Here is a 19343-nt window from a genome sequence, read left to right on the forward strand (position 1 = left end):
TTGCGAAGACTTCATTAAAACTAGAACTCAGCTTTTGCTTTTGTATAAGAATCAGAAAGTGAGTCCCAAGCTTTAGACATACCCGATTTCATTTGTGACCAAGCCGCTCCAGAGCTTTTCTTAAGTTTTGCTAGATCTGCTTTCATCTCAGCTTGCTTTTGCTCCATCGCTGCGATTTTCTCATTCATGCTTTTTTTAGCTTCGCCGGTTTTTTCAGAAGCTTGTTTTTTAAGAAGGGCAATTTCAGATTTCAAAGTTGTCAACTTTGCATCCATGTCTTTTTGAAATGCTTCTTTTTGTTCAACCGTATAGTCGGCAGCTGCAGATGCAGCTTCTTTGGTTTTGTTTGAAACGTCAGTTGCAGTTGTTGCAAATGCGGAATTGAAAGAAAGGGCTACCAAAGTGGCAATGATGAATTTCATATCTGGGTCTCCTTATGTCGAAGACCCATTTTACAATGGAACTATTTTACTTCAAGAATATTGAGCTCTGCGGAGTCGTACGTCACTGAGATCTCGGACTTTGATTTCAAGCTTTCGTCCAATTTCTTCTTAAGAGCGTCAAAATTTGCAGTCGTGCGGCGCAAATAATAGGAGCCCGGCGTCTTTACAAACAAAACCACCACGCCTTCGTCGTCCTCGCGGATCTTTTTAACTGAATCCTTAAGTACTTTTGAAGCCGCTTGGGCAATAACTCGCGTTGGGGGATGAGCTTGAGCTGAAAAACTGAAACCCAAAATCAATGCTAAAACCGACAGAACTAAGGAACGCTTCAACATAAAAGACTCCTTTTAGGAATGATCTCTTATCGGAATTCCGAAGTCATTTATAAAGACCAATTGATCTCTTGCACGCCCTTCGACTTGAGATAGGCATTGGCTTTGGAAAACGGTTTTGTCCCAAAGAAACCACGATGCGCTGAGAGTGGCGATGGATGAACAGACTCAATAACCAAATGCTTTTTTCTGTCCACAAAGGCCGCTTTCTTCTGAGCATAAGAGCCCCACAAGATAAATACTAGACCTTCACGTTGTTCGTTCAGCAAATGGATGATTCTATCCGTAAATTGCTCCCAGCCACGACCTTGATGAGAAGCTGCGAGTCCGCCTTCAACAGTCAAAACTGCATTGAGAAGTAAAACGCCTTGCTCTGCCCATTTAACCAATGAACCTGACTTAGGAGGCTCAATTCCCAAATCGGCTTTGAGTTCTTTAAAAATATTTTGCAAAGACGGAGGAAAACGAACACCATCACGCACTGAGAATGAAAGACCATGGGCCTGGTCGGGACCATGATAGGGATCTTGCCCCACGATGACGACTTTGACCTTATCAAAATCCGTGTAATTCAAAGCTGCAAAATACTCATCGCCTTTGGGATAAATGGTTTTCTTCGCTTTGTATTCATCAACAAGAAAAGCCTTCAGCTTTTTCATGTATTCCTGATCAAACTCTGTTTCGAGTTTACTTTTCCAACTAGGATTTAACTTAATTTCAGTTTTCACGCCGTCCATCTCAGTTTGACACACAACCTTGGTCTAGGCCTCGGATTCTAAAGCAAACTAATGCCTTTTTAAATAATTATTTCGGTTCCGTTGAACTTGACCAGACAAATCTAAGCCTCATTGTTAAACTAGAAACAAGAGGAAAAGGAGGCCGGTATGTCGACCTTTCTAAATCCCACCATAGAACTTATTGAACAAAACCCGGAAGTTAAGTCCTTTATATACCAGCAAATCGCGGACTTCGAGCCCTTCGTTACGCCACAGACTGTGGTCGCAGTTGTCGCTCGAGATCCAAAAAAACTCGCGCTTCAATATGAAACGGAAGGTCGCGAATTTTCGGTCGCTGAACTTAAAAAGCTGTACCGCATTGCGATTGTTCTGAAAGAGGACGACACAAGCGTGTCTGCGGAAGGTGTTCATGAGGACATTTTCCAAGCTATTAAGTTGGCCAAAGAAAATTTATTGAAACAACTGATTGAGATTCAAGATAGTGTCATAAGTCAGCAAGACCGCATTATCGAAATCAATCATTACCTCCAGCATCCTGTGTTGCACTAAGACCTTAGGCGGCGCACACTAGGGGCTCTTGAGAAGGAGCTCCTATGTTTAATGCGAATATGCCCTATAGAAATCTCGGAAAAAACGGAATCAAAGTCAGCCAATTTTCTCTTGGCGGATGGACAACCTTCGGCGGAACCGTCAAAGACGCCACGACCATCCACAGTATTCTTCATCTTGCCTACGAATCCGGAATTAATTTTTTTGATATCGCCGATGTTTACGCCAAAGGCGAATCAGAACTCATGATGGGTGCGGTTTTGCGTGAGTTCCCACGACACGAACTAGTGATTTCATCAAAAGTTTTTTGGCCGATGAGTGACGATATTAACGACAAAGGACTTTCACGCAAACATATCCACGAATCTATCCACAAAAGTTTAAAACGTATCGGCACCGACTATTTAGATATTTACTATTGCCATCGTTATGACACGGAAACACCAGTGGAAGAAACCGTGCGCATCATGGATGACTTGATTCACCAAGGAAAAATTTTGTATTGGGGAACAAGCGAATGGACAGGACAACAAATCCAAGAGGCCATCGATATCTGTGAAAAAGGTGGTTACTACAAACCCGCTGTCGAACAACCACAGTACAATCTTCTGGTACGCGAAAAAATGGAAACGGATGTGATTGCCAAAGCTGTTCAGCACGGCATGGGCTTAACAACGTGGTCTCCATTGGCCTCAGGACTTTTAAGCGGAAAGTATGATGACGGCATCAAAGAGGGGCGGCTGTCTAAGATCGAGTGGCTGAAAGACACGCTCTACACAGAAGACAATGTTCGCAAAGTCAAAGCGATGAAGAAAATTGCCGACGAAATGGAGTGCAGTCGCTCGCAACTTGCGCTGGCTTGGATCGCGGCACAGAAAGGCATTTCTAGCGTGATTTTGGGTGCCACAAGAATCGAACAACTTCAGGAAAACTTGGGAGCTCTTAAAGTGAACATCACCCCGGAAGTAGACCGCGAGTTGAAACAACTTTTTAAGTAAAATTCCAAACACTTGTTCGGACTAGCTCGACCTTAGAATTCATGACTCGCTTTTAAAAACGTGTAAACAATCAATAAACACATAAAAGCGAGTCTGCATGAATAAACTTCCGTTGGGTTTGCGTCTGTTTTTGAACGTTCTTATCTTTTCGATTCCAATCGTCGTCCTTATCCATTTGATGTATCAGTCCGAAAGCGTAAACATCGAATTTGGTCAGAAAGAATCGTTGGGAACAGAAATGCAAAAGCCTTATGAGGCTTTGATGCAAAAAGTAGCTCTCGTCAAACTCGGGCAACTTAAGAATCCAGACTTTACAGAGAATCTCAAAAATCTCAAAGATCAACATCAACTCATGGGCGAGTCATTGCAGTTCACAACGGATGGATTGGGCTCGCGCAAAAGAGACAACGCAAGCCTGCAAAACCTCGAAAAATTTTTGAACGAAAAAAACTGGGACGAATCGATCAATTCGATCAAAACAGCCATTGCCCACTTGGGGGATACGTCCAATCTGATTCTGGACCCGGATTTAGACAGCTATTATTTAATGGATATCACTTTGCTCGCTTTACCCCAGATGCAAGATCGCCTGCAAAATATTTTAGCTTCTAACATCTTAGCCAGTGAAACTTTAACAGAAGAAAATCGTATACAGGCGGCCGTCTTTGCTCAGTCATTAAAAGAATCTGATCTGGGACGTGTGCTCACGGATATACAAACTTCTCTGAACGAAGACAAAAACTTTAACGACATCTCCCCTTCTCTTCAAAAAAACTTGGCCTCGACAGGGAAAGATCTCGAAGAGAAATTGCAAAAGCTGATCACGCTTCTCACCAATATCAGCAAAGGTCAAAGCGTGAACGCCCAAGAGTTTACGACGGCCGGCCTTGAAGCTTTAAACCAAAGTTATGCAAGTTGGGATATCGCAAATACGGAACTTGAAAGACTTCTAGAAATTCGTATTAACTCTTTAACAGATCACCGCACGAAGGCCTTGTCCCTAGCCGGTCTTGCTCTTTTGTTTGCAATTATGTTTTCGATCATGGTGGGCCGCTCGATCAATCAAAGCCTCAGCAAAATGTTAAGCTCTTTATTTTCTCTTAAAACCGCAGCAGCTTCGACTTTGGAGATTGGCCAGGGACTTAGTGAAACCACTCGCAATGTTTCAAAGGCCATCACCGAACAAGCCGCTGCGATTGAGAAAACCGCCGCGACCCTTGAAGAAATCAACAGCATGGTGAAAATCAGCACCGAAAATTCCAAACAAGCTTCTTCTACAGCACGCACAGCCAGTGAATCGGCAAATGAAGGTCAGGGCGAAATCCTTAAAATGCTGCACGCGATGCAAGACATTGGAAAAAGCTCTACGAAAATTTCCGAAACCATTACGATCATCGATGACATTGCTTTTCAAACAAACTTGCTTGCGCTCAATGCCTCGGTTGAGGCAGCTCGCGCGGGCGAACAAGGTCGTGGCTTTGCCGTTGTTGCGGATGCAGTTCGTGGGCTGGCACAAAAAAGTGCCGGCTCTGCCAAAGAAATCAATGCACTTGTTCATGACAGCGTCTCTTTGATTCAAAACAATCAAAAAGGTGCCGATCAAGCGGCCGTGATGCTCAAAAATATTGTGTCATCGATTCAAAACCTGAACCATCTCAACACCGAGATTTCTCACTCGGCTGTGGAGCAGTCCGTTGGAATCGAGCAAATCTCAAAAGCGGTTTCTGAATTTGGAATTCAGACGATGAAGAATCAAGAAAGTCTTGAATTTCTAACTAAAGCTTCGCAAGCCATGTGGGATCAATCGAAGCAATTAAGTTCTATTGTGCAAACATTGGAAAAAGAACTCACAGGAAAATCTCAGACTCAGAATCTATGATGTGCCGGTGTCCGCATTGTGACCTTCGGAGCAGGCAAATACTCCGGAGGAACAGATTGGCGATAAATAGGTTTATTGTACCAAGTTTTCAAAATTTCGTCATAACGGCCGGAGCTGTGAAGTAACATCAGGCCTTCATTAAAGGTGTCGATAATTTTCTGCGCATTTTTATTTTTCTTAGATACGACAAGATGATAATCCGAGCTTTGAATCAAACGCGGATTGTGAGTGAAGAGATTGGCTTCTTTCCCATAAATTTTATGAAGCAAAACATATCCAGCTTCCAAATCACTTGGCACCGCCTGTACACGATTCGCTTTGAGCATGTTAAAGCTCTGCACATCTGACGTCAGACGCATGACTGTAATCACACCACTGCGTTCGGCTTTTAAAAAATCATCACCCATCCCGCCAAAGCCTCGGGTTGACGCCATTTTGATTTCTTTTAAATCCTCATAGCCGGTCCAAAAAAATGGTTGGGATTTGAGATGAAAGAAAGCATAGCGACCGATATACAGAGTTCTACTAAAGAGATAAAATTTTTCGCGCTCTTTCAAACGCGCAAATGCGATTGTGGCATCCCACTCTCCAGATTTAGAAAGTTCGGTCGCGCGCGCCCATGGGAAAAAGCCAATTTCGACATCAATATTTTTTTTGGCAAAAGCTTCTTTTGTGATTTGTGTGATCAAGCCTTTTTGATCAATACTTTCGGAAATATAAGGAGCCCATTCACCCGTTGTTATACGGACGACTTGTTTGGCGAAGCTGGCTTGTGAAAAAACGATCAAGAAAGCCAATATCAGAACTCGGGAAAGAACCGACATCAACGCACCTCCGGTCCCCATTCTACTTATACTTAACAGAGAATACTATGTGCGTAGGTCCTGTCCGCACAACTAAGATCTAGAACATTACAGCTTCGAAACGATCACCGGTGACCCAGCCGTTAAGCCAAATTTTTGTTTACCGATAAGAGACATATGAGAGTGTCGGCTCTTTTCTGTCTTATTCTGGCATGTGCGTCCGCAGATGTTGTTGCAGCGTCAACAACTTCCGATCTGCTTGCGCAAGCCCGTGAACTTTTAGGTGAAAGTCCGCACGACGCTCTGAAAATTATCAAAGATTTAGAAACTCAAAAATCCCTCGACAGTGCCGCGCAACTTGAAGCCGACCTCATTCGCTGCGGTTACTACGTGGACAACGATGATTCCAAAGAGGCCCTACAGATTGTGGCCAAGTGGACTCCCCATAAATTACAAAGCCTCGGTAAAGCTGAAGCCTTAGAACTGCAACTGTGCCAAGCCAGTGCTGAAGAAAAACTGGGAAAAGCAAACATCGCCGAGCAATCCTATCTCGATGTTCTTTCGATGGCGCGCTCTTCGAAACTCAAAGCCGTTGAAGCCGAAGCGCTCTTAAACTTGGGACAACTTCGGGGATTCCAAGGGGACTACAGTGAGGCCCTCGTATTCCTCGAAAACGCGCAGACTCTGTTTTATGAAGTCGAGATGCCACACAAGATTCGCATCACATTAAATTCAATTGCGATTCTTTACGGACGCATGGGCGAAGATAAAAAGGCTATCGAATATTTCACTGAAGTCTTAGAAAAAAATCGCGCCGCCGGAAAAAAACGAAATGTTGCTGTTGTGCTTTACAACCTCGGTCGCCGCTATGAATCTTTAAAAGATTTTACGAAAGCCGAAAGCTCTTACGAAGAATCTCTAAAAATTCACACAGAGCTGGGCAACGAAGCCAGCATCGCACTCGTTCATCGCGCGCTCGGCAGTGTTTACAACGAAACAAAGCGTCCGAAGGTGGCATTGGCTTCCTTAGATAAAGCTCTTAAAATTCTGGAAGCAAAAAATCGTCTGAAAAGCCAAGCGGGCGTACACCTGGAAAAAGCCATTTCATATCGTTTGCTGGGCATGAATGATCAAGCTTTGGAAGAACTCGATCACGCAGAGTTGTTATCTGAAAAATCGAGCTCCCCAACAAATGAACGCGATATTTTAGAACAACGCAGTCTGGTCTATGCGCAAATGCGCGAGTGGCAAAAAGCTTACACCCAATCACAGAAATTTAAATCGGTTTCAGATCAAATCCTGAACAATCAAAAAGACAATCAACTGGCTCGTGTGCAATTGCGCTTTGAAACCAGCAAAAAAGAGCAAGCCAATCAACTGCTCCGCAAAGAACTTGAGACAGCTTCGCGCATTCAAGTTTTGCAAATGGCAGTGATTTCATTATTAGCACTCCTGTTCTCAGTAGGCGGCTTCTTCGCCATTCGCCAAGTGCGCTTAGCAAGACAGATGAAGAGCTTGGCACTGACGGATGAACTGACTCAGATCCCAAACCGTCGCCATATCTTGGCCTACGGTGAAGAAGCACTGCGCACTTGTAAAGAGCAAGACAAGCCGTTCTCGGTTTTGATTTTCGATATAGATCATTTTAAACGCGTGAACGACTCCTTCGGTCACGCTGTCGGCGATCAAGTGATTCAACGAATTGCCGCCGTCAGCAAATCCTTTTTGCGACAAGCCGATCGCGTCGGTCGTATTGGCGGAGAAGAATTTTTAGTGATCTTACCTTTCACGCCACCTGAAGCCGCAAAAGAAGTTGCCGAACGCATTCGCGATCGCGTGGCTCGTACAGATATGACGGATCTTGAGTTGAGTCTCAACGTCACTGTCAGCGTGGGCGTCTGTGGATGCACCAACCAAAAGCCGCCGCTTGATCATATGATGAACTTGGCCGACGAAGCCTTGTATCAAGTAAAACAAAACGGACGCAATGGCGTCCGTCTTCGAGATTCTGCTTAATTTAAATTTGAAATCTTAGTGTTCTAGAGCGACCGGCAAAAGAGGGGCGGCTTTATTCTGCGCATTTTCATCGCCTTCATCACCGGCTTTCAACTCATCGACCGACTTTACAGGCGGATGTTTCACCTTACCCGTTTCCAGCATCACCAGGCTGCCGATGATGTCTTGCAATTTCTCAAACGGTCGCAAGTTCGGTGGAAGGTTTTCTTTCAACTCCATTGTCAGGACCGGAGTTTTTCTTTCCAACCACATATAACGACCTAAGCTCCCTGGATAACTTCCTAAGCTTCTCCATGGAAGATAATCGAATTTTGGTGGTGATACTTTCGGTCCGTCGAAATCCAAAACTTTAAGCGGCGTGTGCACAGACACGACAAAATCAGGTTTGAATTCTTCAAGGTGATGAACTGCACATTTTGTTTCAGGCTCACTCGCCGCTTCTTTACCTGGGAAACGACGTGGATTTTCTTTGGTTGTGCGCTTCCAATTTTCAACTGCAGCCGTACTCCAATCTTTCGTTGGGAAGTTGCGGTTGATATCAATCTTGTTCGCATTCGTACGAGTTTTATATTTCACGCCATCGGGATTCAGAACTGGAATGACACGCCAAGAGTTGCGAGGTGCAATTCCTTGCAAGCGTTCCATCCAATAACGACCCACAGTTCCTGCAGGCGTTTCATCCCCGTGAATCAAACTGAACACGAGAATTTTTTTGGCGTCTTTCTCGGTCGAAAGTTTTTCGTAGTGATAAATCGGGCGCCCTTCGGCACTCGTACACAACTCATCCACGATGGCCTTTTCACATGCTTGCTCTAAAAGCTTGTCATCGAAAGCACCCGGGAATTTTTTAAGACTGTTAACACACTCTTGCTGAATGTTAGTGAACTCCGCACGTGCTGCAACGACAGATAGCAAGGAACTTATAAAAATAGAGGCCGTCAGGCATTTTATTGTCATGGCTCTCTTATTATCTCCGGGTATTTGCTTTCTCTCAAGATGAGAAAATGGCTTTTTTTGACTCTATCTGAGAATCCTTACAATTCGCCTAAAGTCCAGGTGCCTTTCGTCCGTAATGTAAAAGGTGTGATCTTTTTTACGCAGGTTCGGAGGAAGAATGATTAACAAGGGTGGATTCAGTTTCGTGGCAATGTTGGTAATTAATCCCATCGTGATACTTTTCTATCAGAATTGCTCGATGACTCCTATTAGCCACGCTGAGAACAAACCACGCCCTACGATTGTTCGTGCTGTTGCTTCAGAAACAACACCTACACTCTATAAAGAGGCGAAGGCGACTTGCCTAGACGATAAGAAAGAGTGTCCAAAAAACGAATAGAACTGTGCCCTAAAAGTCCTATAGATCAATTTAAGAAGGGTTAAAGCCACGCGACTCAGCGTGGCTTTAATACTTTCCTGGACCTGTGTTTTTTCTTTTGACTTACACATAATTTACACTGTAAGTTCATATGTAAGTTATGACAAAGAAAACGCCCCTCCCACCACTGACACCTAAAGAAAAATCCGTTCTCGAGTTTATCGAGAGCCACATCTTAAGTTCAGGAGTTTCTCCGTCATATCAAGAAATTAAGGAACACTTTGGTCTGGCGTCGTTCAATTCGGTTCAGAATTATCTGAAGCAATTGACGGCAAAGGGATATATCGAAAATCCCCAAAACCAGAAAAGAGCGATCCAGGTGCTGCATTCAGCTTCGGCTTTCCAGCAGCATCACTCTGAAAATGTCTCGACGAAGACAGGGTCTCCTCGCACTCAGCTCCTCCAGGCTCGTGACGAGATCCTGTCGCTTCCCCTTCTCGGGAAAGTCGCTGCGGGACAACCCATTGAAAATTTAAAACACGATGAATTTGTAGATGTTCCACCTTCGATGGTTCGCAATCCTGCGAAATCTTTCGCTCTGAAAGTTCAAGGGGATTCAATGATTGAAGATGGCATCCACGATGAAGACGTTATTCTCGTGCAAAAACAAAACACCGCGAACAACGGAGACATTGTTGTCGCGACTGTTGAAAATGAAGCGACGGTAAAGCGCATTTACTTTCGCGCCCGTCCTGATAGCGGGAGTTCAGACAAAATGGTCGAACTCCGTCCATCCAACTCAACAATGAAATCTATGTGGTACCCACCGGAAGAGGTTGAAATCCGCGGCATCCTCGTAGGGCTTATTCGTAAATTTTAATTAGAAGACTTCAAGTCCTCAGCGGATTTTCGAACCATGGCATTAAGATCCCAAACTGTATCTGCTAGGTTTTCTTGCTCCATCGTATTGAGTTGTCCTGCTATGCCTCTTAAGCGCAACTGCAATGCACCCAAAATAAAATCATTTTCAGGATTCTTGCCGATCTCGTGTTTCGCCCTTTCCGACCTTAAATAAAATACGAGCGCTTTTGATGTATTCACGATGCTAGATTTTGCTTCTGCCGACAGCATTTTTCCATGCACGGCAGAATCAGATAGGCATTCTTCAAAATTCTCTACTTGATCAAATATCTTTAAAATCTCAGGCGAAAGATCAGGATTTTTCTTCAAATAATCTTCCATCGAATCGCAGCGGAAATAAGAGACAGTTTTTTTACATTCAGGCGGTTTTGATTTCGCAGAAGTCCAACACGCCGGGTTTTCGGTCAACGCGTAGCCTTTTACCAACTCCTTAAACGAATCTAACATGTAAGGCTGAATTTCGTTGCCGTTTTTTGTGTAAGCGACATTTTCGTCGATATAGATAAAACCATGCACTTCAGCATTTATGCCTGCTTCGCGAATCGCTCCGACATCCCCCGGCTTTCTTTGTTCGTTGTCGTTTAAGGCACGACAAAGAGGTGGGCGCATATAAAAACTCATTTCGTCTGAAGGAGAAAATCTTAAGGCAGGCAAAATGCCTTTCATGACGAGCGCTAAATTATAACAGTTAGGTCCCTCTTCTTTAGCAGCAACACCTTGGTACTTTAATACATGCGCAGGTACGCAGTCAGTGATGTCGATCTCGCACCCCTTCACAAGATTTGTGCGACTGATGGAGCTACAAGCACTTCGACCTTCTGTCGCTTCCGTCCATTTTTTTAGAGACATCACGCTATTTATCAATAGAGAACAATCGTTATCACGAAGAAATAACCGATCCGATCGTTTTTCAGCGACCATCGCGAACGATAAAATGGGACTTAAAATCAGGGCTAAAATAAAACCGTACTTCACAGAGATAAAGTTCTCATGACTCGCAACCGCGTTCATGACAGGTCTGCGATGGGCTCTCATTTCTAGACGAGGGTCGTGGCTTACTGGCATTGATTTTCTAGAACAGGAAGTCGCACGACTCTTAACATTTCTGAATAGCGTTTCTGCGTGACCTCTTGAAACTGATTTGAAAACAAGAATGCAGTGAAATAACGGACTTCTTGAGAATCCTTAAAACCATTCGTGTTGTGAGCCAGGCCATCGCGATAAACAAACTCATGAAAAAATAAAGCCGTGCGATGAAGCTCGTTTAGTTGTTCCACTGCGGGTCGGTAAAAACGATACTTAATCCCCGCCGAATCCGGCAAGATTGTCTGAATCGCGGCTTGCTGAAGCTTGCAGTGATGGGGGATTATCGGAAGACCTTCGTCGTTGATCGGCTCAATCTCCGTCTCGATGTACTCAGATTCCCGACTGAAGCTTTCAAGATATTTTTTATAGAGGCAGTATCTTTGCGGATCAAGACTCATCAATCGACTTAAAACTTTCTCAACGATTTCTTCAGACGTCGTCGTCTCACCAAAGGCCAATGACAAACGATAATTGTAGCGTTCATAGAGATCAAAGCTTTCATAAGTTGTTCTGTCTGCCCGCTTGCAAACAAGGATATCGCCACCTTGTCCTTTCGTATCGCCAGCAAAAGATTCAGCCGAGAAAAACAGACTTAAAGCGACCAATAAAATCATGATGATTTTTTCCTCACGTCAGTTAACGGGAAAAGTTGCATGTTAAAATTATAAACTTCGGTCTTTTCTCCCTGTTCGAGAAATTGCATGAGGCTGTTCTGAAATTCCAAAATCATTTTTTTCGCCTCTGCCAACCGGTTTAAGTTCACGGGCATCGTCGCCGAACTAAAACTCCGAACACTCACCGGAGTGTTTTCCATGACCTCAAGAGCCTTGGCGAGTTCGTTGTGGTGAACTTGGCGCAAGTGCCGTGAGGGAATTTCACTCATAGTTTGAAATGATTCGCTTGTTCTGACATATCCCAGAGAATTTTTTTTGATGATTCCCAGGCTCTCCATCGTTCCCAACGATTTCTCCACCTGCGATTTTGTGATTCCCAATCGGTCCGCAATCCATTCTGACTCAGATCGAAAATCTTGAGTCTTCATCAAACTAAGAATGGCGTAATTTTCCCAGCCCGTGATCATGGCAATCTCACGCTCTTGCAAAACACGCGACGATAATTTTTTGCGAGATGAAGTCTCCACATACGAGAAGAGCTCATTGCGTTCATTTTGCGAAAGCCTCATGGCATCAGCGATCTTATCCGCATAATAAGAACTGAGTTTTCTTTTCCCCGCGATGATCTCTGAAAATCGACCTGCCGAAATTCCTGCTTTGCGAGCAACTGCACGCAAACTCAATCGGGGATTTCTCTTCCGAAGTTCTTCGAACTTGGACGATATAAACTGTGCCACGGAAAAATTAGAATGCTTCACCGAAAAAAGTAAATCTTAGATGAACGGAGGACTCAAGATGATCATGTGAAGAAACTCAAATGCTGTTCACTAAGAAAATTTTATGAATCAATAAAAAGTCCAAACGCTCCAGCAAAATGTGCACATGCAGAAATCATCTTCTTATCCTGGCGGCATGAATTTGCAAAAATATACTTCCTTCAATGGAAAGAGCCCTTTTGAACTTTTTTATTGGCTTGCAATCGGATGGATTATCTTTGGAAGTTCTTCGAGCCCTGCATTTCTCTCCGCCCGAATCTCAAAGTCGCGCGGCCTCGGTCCCTCCACAGTCTTCAATTACACCGGAAGTGATCAAACCTATGTTGTTCCCTCTGGAGTTTATGGGCTGCAAGTGAAAGCTTGGGGTGCTGGAGGCGGAGGCTCTAGTGGATACGTCAGTTCTGGTGGCGGTGCCGCTGCGGTGGTGGCCTCGATCGCTGTTACTCCCGGAGAAACTTTAAAAATTATTGTTGGTAGCGGTGGCACACGAGCAAACTCTGGAACAGGTGGTGCCGCAGTTTACGGAGGCGGTGGCGCCGGTGGATCTTCCGGTTCTTATGATGGTGGCGGTGGAGGCGGAGGACGATCCGCCATTCAGCGAAGCAACACCGATATTCTCACAGCTGCCGGAGGAGGTGGCGGTGCTCGCACACTCGTTGGTGGCGCTGGCGGTGTCACGACGGGAGGAACGGGTTCAAACGGTGGAAGCACAACTGCAGGAACAGGTGGAACTCAATCCGCGGGAGGAACTGTTGGATCAGGATCTCCTGCGGGCTCATCAGGATCACTCTACACCGGTGGGAGCGCTGGAACTCCTGCAACAGTCGGTGGTGCCGGCGGTGGCGGTGGCTATTACGGCGGTGGTGCTGGAGGCAGTTACACCGGCGGATCAGGAAGTGGTTCTTCGGGAGGAGGCGGCTCTAGTCTTGTCCCTGCAGGAGGTACAGGTTACGCAGCAACAGCAGGAACTCCTGGCAATACCGGTGATGCCTCTTATATCGCCGGCATTGGAGTTGGCGGAACTAACTCGACGGCCAAGGGTGGAAACGGCCTCATCGTCATTCGTCCTGTTGCTTCAACACTTGCATGGCTCAGCACTCTTGCACGCGTGAATGTTTTCACGGGATTTACTTATCAAGCTGGTGGTGGTGCCGGCCCGTACACGTATTCTGTGAGTGCAGGAATCGGAAGCATCAATTCCTCTTCGGGAGTTTTCACTCCTTCACTCACATCCACTTCAACAGGAGTCATCACAACAACAGATGCGAACTCAAGCACCATCAACCAAAATATCACTCTTCTCGCTCGTTATACATACACCGGTTCCGACCAAACTTTCACCGTTCCGACTGGAGTGACTTCTATCACCGTAAAAGTTTGGGGCGCTGGTGGAGGTGGTGGCGCAAGTACGTACACCGGCTCTGGCGGCGGTGGCGCATCCGTTGTTGCTTCCTTATCTGTCACTCCGGGAGAAACACTCAAAATTATCGTCGGCGGCGGCGGATCACGCGCAAGTGCCGCAACAGGTGGAGCTGCTTCTTATGGAGGCGGCGGAGCTGGCGGAACATCAAATGGTGGTTACGATGGCGGTGGTGCTGGTGGAGGAAGATCGGCCGTGCAAAGAAGTTCCACGGACATCATCACAGCTGGCGGTGGTGGTGGTGGCGCTCGAACATTCATAGGTGGTGCTGCTGGAATTTCCACGGGCTCTGCCGGAAACGCAGGCTCTGGAACAACGCAAGGAAGTGGGGGATCGCAAGTCGCAGGAGGCAGTGTCGGTTCAGGCTCCCCTGCAGGCTCTGCGGGTTCACTTTACACTGGAGGAAATGCAGGAACTCCTGGCACAGTCGGCGGCGGCGGTGGTGGTGGAGGTTACTACGGTGGTGGCGCTGGAGGAACTTACACCGGCGGAGCTGGGAGTGGATCTTCAGGAGGCGGAGGCTCATCTTTAGTTCCCGGCGGAGGAACAGGTTATGCTGCGAGTGGTGCGACTCCTGGAAATACCAGCGACATTGACTACATCGCCGGTATCGGCGCAGGTGGCGCAAACTCTTCGAGTAATGGTGGAAACGGACTTGTTATAATTCTTTGGTAAATTTGTTTTACAGATCCCACTTTTTTTACGGAGCTAATCTGTAGTGGGTGGTTGTGCGATACACTTGACCGTCTTTGATTTCTTCTTCCACCAGACCTGAGCGAGAGTTCAGGCTGTAGTCGTAGTGGTCTGTGAAAGCCGCAACCCTTCTGCCACGATCAAAGGTCTCAGCTGTCTGACGAATGAGTAGTTTATCGCCATCACAGGAAATTTTCCGGTGCTCGACACGAATGCGGTCCGCAAATTCCCGAGTCGTTGTACGCCCGTCAGCGCGATAAATACTGCGATGCTCACAGGCACGACAGAAAGCATTTTTAGTTGTGAAGTTATAAACCGTGATACCACTTTCATCGCGACCTTGTGTCACGTACAGAGTATCGCTGGAGGAAACCATATATGTGCCCGTGAGATCAGGGCAGGCAAAAGTTTGAGACGAGATCGTGAGTAAAACTGCGAGCGCAAATTTCTTCATAATAAACTCCTCCATAGAGGAAAAAGTTTATTGAACAGATATTTGAAGTCAAATGTGCCCGCCAAGTAACATATTTCGAACACATTCCCCGTTATTTCACACATTCCGCAGAGATCTTCTGATGTTCAATCTCAAGTTCTTGCACGCGAAAATTAAGATCTTCTTGAAACTCAGCGGCTACTACTTTTTGTTCATTCGGTTTCAGAGTTTGGAGATAGTCTTTGATTTCTTGGTCGTACTTCACGATAGCGTCAGCTTCCATCAACATATCAACAACGCGCTCTTCGCATGACGGCTGCGCCTTGGCCAATGCTGGAACTGTTACCGCCAAGACAAGGAAAAGTGAAAATACTGATTTCATAAAAACCTCCACATAAGTGATTTATCTATCTGTGGAGAAAATACCTTCAAGAATGCGCGGATCGCCCTGATATCATCTGACATATACGAGCCGATAAAAAACAAAAGGGACTTTCGCTCACGCAGAAGTCCCTTTCAATCCCCTCGAGAATGTCTAAATCAAATTATCGCGCGTAACGTTTATTAACGGATTCGCGGATTTCGGCGCCTTCGATACTCAAACGAGTCCAAGGAAGCGCACGAAGTCTTTCTGGTTCGATTTGTTCTTCTGTCTCTTCACAGAAGCCAAATGAGCCATTTTCGATACGAGCCAACGCACTTTCGATTTCCATCAATTGATGACGAAGTCTTTCGTGCATGCTCAAAAACTCTTGTTCAGCAAGAACTCGGCTCGTTTGGTCGCCCTCGTCGCCGCCTTTTTCTTCATTTTGGTCCAAATTCAAACGAGCTTCTTTAACTCTATTGAGAATGTCCTGCTTCGAATTCAAAAGCTTAGTTCTGCATTCAGCTACTAGCTGTTCAGAAATTGCCATATTGCCCCCCTCAAGATACTGCCCGGACGTCCGGTTCTCTAAGTGCCAATTTGGAACTGACCTATTAAGTTCCAGGCGTGTAAATTTTGCAAGTAAAAAATCTTACATTAACTTAAAAATAAACAAAGCCATGGAAATCTTGGTGATTCTCTGATTGGGGACATGCTTGCGCCGACCCAACAGACCACACTTTTTCCCCTCTAGGTCAGCTTCTTACAAAGATAACCAGCCTTCTGGTTACTCGCTGAGCAAAAGCGCGGTGCATTATATTTTAAATGCATGCTTAGAAAAAGAAAACGGGAACCCTTTTTAGGTTCCCGTTATTCTCATATTGATACAGAAATTTTCAGAAATTAGCGCAGGCAGGCTGCCACACGCTCCATAAGATCATCGGAAGCTCTTTCAAACTTCTGAGCCATCCTTCTCCCCTGGATGCCTCTGACTCGGAAAGCCTGAGCGGAAGCGCCCATCTTTTTCGAGATCGTTTTGTTTAACGGCCCACCCTTGGCGGCTGAAACTGACGTGGAGTACTCTTCCATCGTCGACGCGAAAGTCTCGTGGTTGTTCACGAGGCTATCCATCATTTGTTGCTGCGCCTTCTTCATTGCATCGAGTTCCTGACGAAGTTCCCCACATGTCGATGCCTGTGCACTCACAGAAAGAAGAAGGGCTGCAGATAGCACTGCAATAGATTTCATGGAATCGCCTTTCTTTTATGAAAGGCCTTTAAAGCAAGGGGCTTGCCAAGTGAGAAGCCCCTGTATTTGAGTTCAGTGACGATTTAGGACTGTGTTTTAAGAAATTTTTCAAACTCGTCTTTTGTTTCGCCAGCCGTGTACGGATAGAGCAAACGAGCCACGTGGCGCTCTCCGCGCTCGATGGATTTTTTGCCTGGTTGTTTTTCTGCTGACTCGAAGAACTGCAGGAATGTCGTTGCCATCGCTAGTAAGGACTCCGCGATATACTGCATTTCAGAGACGTCGTTGATCTTAATCATGCGACCATCTTTGACCCATTGACGGTACAAAATGATCTCAAGTTTCATCAATTTTTGCAGATAAGCGCGCCACATTTTCGCAAGTTGCGCATCCTTACGACGAAGAGCGTACATCTCGCGATGGAAGAAGCGATAGCGCCAATACATGTCGAAATTCTCGTGAATGAAATCCAGCGGCGTCATTTTTTTCATACGACGAGGACGCCAAATGTCATACGTCTCTTTCATCATGCGCTTGAAGAGCTCGATGACGATTTCTTCCTTGTTGTCATAGTGGAAATACAGATTTCCAGGGCTGATATCCATCGCTTTTGCTATGTGATTTGTGGTAATTGCCACCACACCGCTGCGATTAAAGAGCTCAATAGATGTCAGGAGAATGCGTTCTTTCGTCTTCATACAGACTCAGTCTTTAGTCCAATTCTCAAAAAGTGTCACGCACATCCTCCCCTGAAAATGGCTCTGGAGATGGTTTTCCAGCGACTTGTTCTGAGAATAGCCTTGAATCTGTCGAATTTGTGATGCTACGATTAAATAATGTCGATTCAAAAAAAGTCTAAGTTGTTAAAACTATTTGTTATTTCGGGCGCCTGCGTATTTGGCCTGTACTCCATCATGGGGTTCAATACATCCGATAGCCAACAAGCGGAAGTTCGCAAAAAAGTTCAAAATCAACTCGAAGAGAGAACTGAAATTGCGAAAGCACTAGGTTCACAAATTCGCTTAAATCAATTACCAGAAAAAGTGTCAGTTCATTTGGATGGTGAAGACAAAACGCTTTCTCCAAAATACACGATTGATAGCAATCTCCAAGCTGAAGCAGACAAACTTTTAAAGTCTTACAAACCTGATTACGGCGCGATCTTTATGATCGACGCAATGACAGGTGAAGTTTTAGCAATGTCGAGCTTTCAACGTGACGATCCATCAGGCGCGAACCTGAATTTGCAGGCGACGTTCCCTGCTGCATCTATTTTCAAAGTTGTGACTGCAACGGCGGCCGTGGATAAAGCCGGCATCATGCCTGAGCACAAAATCCACTATAACGGTGGCGCTTACACGCTTTACCGTAAAAACGTTCTTTCTGACAAAGTCACTCGTTGGACGAATGTGATTTCTCTGAAAGACGCGTTTGCTCGTTCCATCAACACGGCATTTGGTCGCTTGAGCATTGAGAATCTTCACCCTGAAGATTTGAATGACTACGCAAACCGCTTTATGTTCAACCAAGAAATCCCAACGGACTTCCCGGTTGAAATGGGCGTTGCATACATTCCACCGGGCAAAGGCTTTGAAATGGCCGAAGCTGCTTCTGGTTATAACAAAACAAACCGCATGAGCCCTGTTCAAGGTGCGATGATCGCAGCTTCGGTGGCAAACGATGGTAAAGTTGTTGTGCCTTACGTGGTTCGCTCGTTAGAAAACGACAAAGGTGAAGCTGTCTATCAAGGAGCTTCTCTTTCTAATGGCACGATCATGACGAAAGAATCCGCTGGCAAAGTCCGTGAGTTGATGGAGCAAACAGTTTTGGCGGGAACATCTCGTCGTTCATTCCGCCCTATCGTGAAAGATCGTAAATTCCGTGAAATTGAAATGGGTGGAAAAACAGGTCACTTAACGGGTGACAACCCACGTGGCCGTGTGGATTGGTTTGTGGGTTACGCTTTGGATGAAGACCGTCGTATCGCGGTTGCCGCGATCACTGTGAACAAAAAATTCTGGACAGTTAAATCGGCTCACTTGGGCCAAAGCATGTTTAGAAAATATTTCGGCCCGCTGGTATCGACTCAGAAAAATCGTGTTGTAACTTCTAACTAGTTCCAACACGTCCTTACGATTTCCCTACTGACTTTCATTTTCATCAGAACGCTTCGGCTCATGAGTGACCTTTAACGGGGTCACATCGATCGCAGCGTTGTTATTCGTAACATCACGCTCAAAGCCAGGTCCTTGAGCAGGCCCACCACCGCCGTATTGACGGTATTGAAAACCGCCATTGCCAAAGCCGGTGCTAAATCCAAAGCCGTTCCCGAAACTGAACGCTCCACCCTTGGCAATTTTTTGCGCCATATAGATTTTAAATCTCCACACCGCCAGATGACGAAGACCCGGCAATAAAAGGATGAGGCCTACGATACGCGAAAAGAAACTTGGCAGCAGAAAGAACAGCCCTGACAAAAAGATCGCACCCGAATGCAATAAACGCGTTCCAGGCACTTTGCCTTGAGTGAGCGAGCCTTGCATCGACATCAAAGCCATACGACCCACTGTACTCACTATCAGCATTCCCAGAAGACATGGCAGCAAATAGAATCCCACCGTCGGGAAAAAACCCAAACGCTGCACGAACAAAACAAAAATCACAATTTCAGCAACGATTAAAGGGAAAGGGAGCATTATCATTTTTCAAATCCTTT

Annotated in this window: 22 protein-coding genes; 8 read left to right on the top strand and 14 right to left on the bottom strand. The window is 45.5% G+C overall.

The genetic code is table 11. The features are described from left to right. Positions 1 to 20: 20 nt before the first annotated feature. Genes ACLWOR_RS05400 through ung form a run of 3 tightly spaced genes read right to left on the bottom strand, consistent with a single transcriptional unit; the run spans position 21 to position 1512 of the window. Complete coding sequence (locus ACLWOR_RS05400) at positions 21 to 422, bottom strand: hypothetical protein (RefSeq protein ID WP_413939658.1); 402 nt, start codon at positions 420 to 422, stop codon at positions 21 to 23. 41 nt (positions 423 to 463) lie between these two features. Continuing rightward, positions 464 to 778 (bottom strand): hypothetical protein, encoded by a 315-nt coding sequence (locus tag ACLWOR_RS05405; protein WP_413939659.1) that lies wholly within the window; start codon positions 776 to 778, stop codon positions 464 to 466. A 47-nt stretch (positions 779 to 825) separates the two neighbouring features. Beyond that, the gene (gene ung, locus ACLWOR_RS05410) at positions 826 to 1512 is read right to left on the bottom strand and encodes a uracil-DNA glycosylase (RefSeq protein ID WP_413940749.1); all 687 of its coding nucleotides are present in this window, start codon (positions 1510 to 1512) and stop codon (positions 826 to 828) included. Between the two features lie 147 nt (positions 1513 to 1659). Between ung and ACLWOR_RS05415 the strand changes: the two genes are divergently transcribed. From ACLWOR_RS05415 to ACLWOR_RS05425, 3 genes are all read left to right on the top strand, one after another. After that, positions 1660 to 2061: a hypothetical protein gene (locus ACLWOR_RS05415; protein WP_413939660.1), complete on the top strand. Its 402-nt coding sequence runs from the start codon at positions 1660 to 1662 to the stop codon at positions 2059 to 2061. Between the two features lie 44 nt (positions 2062 to 2105). Further along, positions 2106 to 3059 (top strand): aldo/keto reductase family protein, encoded by a 954-nt coding sequence (locus ACLWOR_RS05420; protein ID WP_413939661.1) that lies wholly within the window; start codon positions 2106 to 2108, stop codon positions 3057 to 3059. Positions 3060 to 3156: 97 nt separating this feature from the next. Continuing rightward, positions 3157 to 4938 (top strand): methyl-accepting chemotaxis protein, encoded by a 1782-nt coding sequence (locus tag ACLWOR_RS05425; protein WP_413939662.1) that lies wholly within the window; start codon positions 3157 to 3159, stop codon positions 4936 to 4938. Here the strand turns inward: ACLWOR_RS05425 and ACLWOR_RS05430 are convergent. Further along, on the bottom strand, positions 4926 to 5762 hold the full coding sequence (locus tag ACLWOR_RS05430) for a substrate-binding periplasmic protein (protein WP_413939663.1): 837 nt from the start codon (positions 5760 to 5762) through the stop codon (positions 4926 to 4928). The genes ACLWOR_RS05425 and ACLWOR_RS05430 overlap by 13 nt on opposite strands. Before the next feature lie 156 nt (positions 5763 to 5918). Between ACLWOR_RS05430 and ACLWOR_RS05435 the strand changes: the two genes are divergently transcribed. Further along, on the top strand, positions 5919 to 7757 hold the full coding sequence (locus ACLWOR_RS05435) for a diguanylate cyclase (RefSeq protein WP_413939664.1): 1839 nt from the start codon (positions 5919 to 5921) through the stop codon (positions 7755 to 7757). Between the two features lie 15 nt (positions 7758 to 7772). Here the strand turns inward: ACLWOR_RS05435 and ACLWOR_RS05440 are convergent, their stop codons facing one another. Then, positions 7773 to 8714 (bottom strand): M14 family zinc carboxypeptidase, encoded by a 942-nt coding sequence (locus ACLWOR_RS05440; protein WP_413939665.1) that lies wholly within the window; start codon positions 8712 to 8714, stop codon positions 7773 to 7775. Positions 8715 to 8871: 157 nt separating this feature from the next. Here ACLWOR_RS05440 and ACLWOR_RS05445 point away from each other — a divergent pair, with 157 nt between their 5' ends. Further along, positions 8872 to 9093: a hypothetical protein gene (locus ACLWOR_RS05445; protein WP_413939666.1), complete on the top strand. Its 222-nt coding sequence runs from the start codon at positions 8872 to 8874 to the stop codon at positions 9091 to 9093. Between the two features lie 139 nt (positions 9094 to 9232). Further along, positions 9233 to 9952, top strand: coding sequence for a transcriptional repressor LexA (gene lexA, locus ACLWOR_RS05450; protein WP_413939667.1), 720 nt, complete (start codon positions 9233 to 9235; stop codon positions 9950 to 9952). Here lexA and ACLWOR_RS05455 read toward each other — a convergent pair. Genes ACLWOR_RS05455 through ACLWOR_RS05465 form a run of 3 tightly spaced genes read right to left on the bottom strand, consistent with a single transcriptional unit; the run spans position 9949 to position 12430 of the window. Then, positions 9949 to 11058 carry a hypothetical protein gene (locus ACLWOR_RS05455; protein ID WP_413939668.1) on the bottom strand — a complete coding sequence of 370 codons (1110 nt, stop codon included), beginning with the start codon at positions 11056 to 11058 and terminating at the stop codon, positions 9949 to 9951. The two genes, lexA and ACLWOR_RS05455, sit on opposite strands and share 4 nt — an antisense overlap. Beyond that, complete coding sequence (locus ACLWOR_RS05460) at positions 11049 to 11693, bottom strand: hypothetical protein (protein ID WP_413939669.1); 645 nt, start codon at positions 11691 to 11693, stop codon at positions 11049 to 11051. The genes ACLWOR_RS05455 and ACLWOR_RS05460 overlap by 10 nt, the downstream gene beginning before the upstream one ends. Continuing rightward, complete coding sequence (locus ACLWOR_RS05465; RefSeq protein ID WP_413939670.1) at positions 11690 to 12430, bottom strand: TIGR02147 family protein; 741 nt, start codon at positions 12428 to 12430, stop codon at positions 11690 to 11692. Before ACLWOR_RS05465 ends, ACLWOR_RS05460 begins: the two co-directional genes overlap by 4 nt. Before the next feature lie 145 nt (positions 12431 to 12575). On the opposite strand from ACLWOR_RS05465, the gene ACLWOR_RS05470 reads away from it, so the two are divergent. Next, a complete protein-coding gene (locus ACLWOR_RS05470; RefSeq protein WP_413939671.1) occupies positions 12576 to 14564 on the top strand; it encodes a glycine-rich protein in 1989 nt (662 codons plus the stop codon). 25 nt (positions 14565 to 14589) lie between these two features. On the opposite strand, the gene ACLWOR_RS05475 is transcribed toward ACLWOR_RS05470, so the two are convergent. The 5 genes from ACLWOR_RS05475 to ACLWOR_RS05495 form a co-directional block, all read right to left on the bottom strand. Then, positions 14590 to 15036, bottom strand: coding sequence for a hypothetical protein (locus tag ACLWOR_RS05475; protein ID WP_413939672.1), 447 nt, complete (start codon positions 15034 to 15036; stop codon positions 14590 to 14592). 91 nt (positions 15037 to 15127) lie between these two features. Next, a complete protein-coding gene (locus ACLWOR_RS05480) occupies positions 15128 to 15397 on the bottom strand; it encodes a hypothetical protein (RefSeq protein ID WP_413939673.1) in 270 nt (89 codons plus the stop codon). Positions 15398 to 15560: 163 nt separating this feature from the next. After that, on the bottom strand, positions 15561 to 15929 hold the full coding sequence (locus ACLWOR_RS05485) for a TraR/DksA family transcriptional regulator (protein WP_413939674.1): 369 nt from the start codon (positions 15927 to 15929) through the stop codon (positions 15561 to 15563). A 353-nt stretch (positions 15930 to 16282) separates the two neighbouring features. Further along, positions 16283 to 16627, bottom strand: coding sequence for a hypothetical protein (locus ACLWOR_RS05490; RefSeq protein ID WP_413939675.1), 345 nt, complete (start codon positions 16625 to 16627; stop codon positions 16283 to 16285). A gap of 83 nt (positions 16628 to 16710) precedes the next feature. Then, a complete protein-coding gene (locus ACLWOR_RS05495; protein WP_413939676.1) occupies positions 16711 to 17325 on the bottom strand; it encodes a TetR/AcrR family transcriptional regulator in 615 nt (204 codons plus the stop codon). A 138-nt stretch (positions 17326 to 17463) separates the two neighbouring features. Here ACLWOR_RS05495 and ACLWOR_RS05500 point away from each other — a divergent pair, with 138 nt between their 5' ends. Next, the gene (locus ACLWOR_RS05500; RefSeq protein ID WP_413939677.1) at positions 17464 to 18744 is read left to right on the top strand and encodes a penicillin-binding transpeptidase domain-containing protein; all 1281 of its coding nucleotides are present in this window, start codon (positions 17464 to 17466) and stop codon (positions 18742 to 18744) included. Between the two features lie 24 nt (positions 18745 to 18768). Here ACLWOR_RS05500 and ACLWOR_RS05505 read toward each other — a convergent pair whose 3' ends face one another. Next, on the bottom strand, positions 18769 to 19329 hold the full coding sequence (locus ACLWOR_RS05505) for an FxsA family protein (protein WP_413939678.1): 561 nt from the start codon (positions 19327 to 19329) through the stop codon (positions 18769 to 18771). Between the last annotated feature and the right edge of the window lie 14 nt (positions 19330 to 19343).

Origin of the sequence: Bdellovibrio sp. HCB2-146, from assembly GCF_047345725.1 — a bacterium.
GTDB lineage: Bacteria > Bdellovibrionota > Bdellovibrionia > Bdellovibrionales > Bdellovibrionaceae > Bdellovibrio.

Coding starts and splice junctions, on each gene's coding strand:
- ACLWOR_RS05400 (WP_413939658.1), bottom strand. CDS start 422: ATGAAATTCATCATTGCCACTTTGGTAGCCCTTTCTTTCAATTCCGCA.
- ACLWOR_RS05405 (WP_413939659.1), bottom strand. CDS start 778: ATGTTGAAGCGTTCCTTAGTTCTGTCGGTTTTAGCATTGATTTTGGGT.
- ung (WP_413940749.1), bottom strand. CDS start 1,512: ATGGACGGCGTGAAAACTGAAATTAAGTTAAATCCTAGTTGGAAAAGT.
- ACLWOR_RS05415 (WP_413939660.1), top strand. CDS start 1,660: ATGTCGACCTTTCTAAATCCCACCATAGAACTTATTGAACAAAACCCG.
- ACLWOR_RS05420 (WP_413939661.1), top strand. CDS start 2,106: ATGTTTAATGCGAATATGCCCTATAGAAATCTCGGAAAAAACGGAATC.
- ACLWOR_RS05425 (WP_413939662.1), top strand. CDS start 3,157: ATGAATAAACTTCCGTTGGGTTTGCGTCTGTTTTTGAACGTTCTTATC.
- ACLWOR_RS05430 (WP_413939663.1), bottom strand. CDS start 5,762: ATGTCGGTTCTTTCCCGAGTTCTGATATTGGCTTTCTTGATCGTTTTT.
- ACLWOR_RS05435 (WP_413939664.1), top strand. CDS start 5,919: ATGAGAGTGTCGGCTCTTTTCTGTCTTATTCTGGCATGTGCGTCCGCA.
- ACLWOR_RS05440 (WP_413939665.1), bottom strand. CDS start 8,714: ATGACAATAAAATGCCTGACGGCCTCTATTTTTATAAGTTCCTTGCTA.
- ACLWOR_RS05445 (WP_413939666.1), top strand. CDS start 8,872: ATGATTAACAAGGGTGGATTCAGTTTCGTGGCAATGTTGGTAATTAAT.
- lexA (WP_413939667.1), top strand. CDS start 9,233: ATGACAAAGAAAACGCCCCTCCCACCACTGACACCTAAAGAAAAATCC.
- ACLWOR_RS05455 (WP_413939668.1), bottom strand. CDS start 11,058: ATGCCAGTAAGCCACGACCCTCGTCTAGAAATGAGAGCCCATCGCAGA.
- ACLWOR_RS05460 (WP_413939669.1), bottom strand. CDS start 11,693: ATGATTTTATTGGTCGCTTTAAGTCTGTTTTTCTCGGCTGAATCTTTT.
- ACLWOR_RS05470 (WP_413939671.1), top strand. CDS start 12,576: ATGCAGAAATCATCTTCTTATCCTGGCGGCATGAATTTGCAAAAATAT.
- ACLWOR_RS05475 (WP_413939672.1), bottom strand. CDS start 15,036: ATGAAGAAATTTGCGCTCGCAGTTTTACTCACGATCTCGTCTCAAACT.
- ACLWOR_RS05480 (WP_413939673.1), bottom strand. CDS start 15,397: ATGAAATCAGTATTTTCACTTTTCCTTGTCTTGGCGGTAACAGTTCCA.
- ACLWOR_RS05485 (WP_413939674.1), bottom strand. CDS start 15,929: ATGGCAATTTCTGAACAGCTAGTAGCTGAATGCAGAACTAAGCTTTTG.
- ACLWOR_RS05490 (WP_413939675.1), bottom strand. CDS start 16,627: ATGAAATCTATTGCAGTGCTATCTGCAGCCCTTCTTCTTTCTGTGAGT.
- ACLWOR_RS05495 (WP_413939676.1), bottom strand. CDS start 17,325: ATGAAGACGAAAGAACGCATTCTCCTGACATCTATTGAGCTCTTTAAT.
- ACLWOR_RS05500 (WP_413939677.1), top strand. CDS start 17,464: ATGTCGATTCAAAAAAAGTCTAAGTTGTTAAAACTATTTGTTATTTCG.
- ACLWOR_RS05505 (WP_413939678.1), bottom strand. CDS start 19,329: ATGATAATGCTCCCTTTCCCTTTAATCGTTGCTGAAATTGTGATTTTT.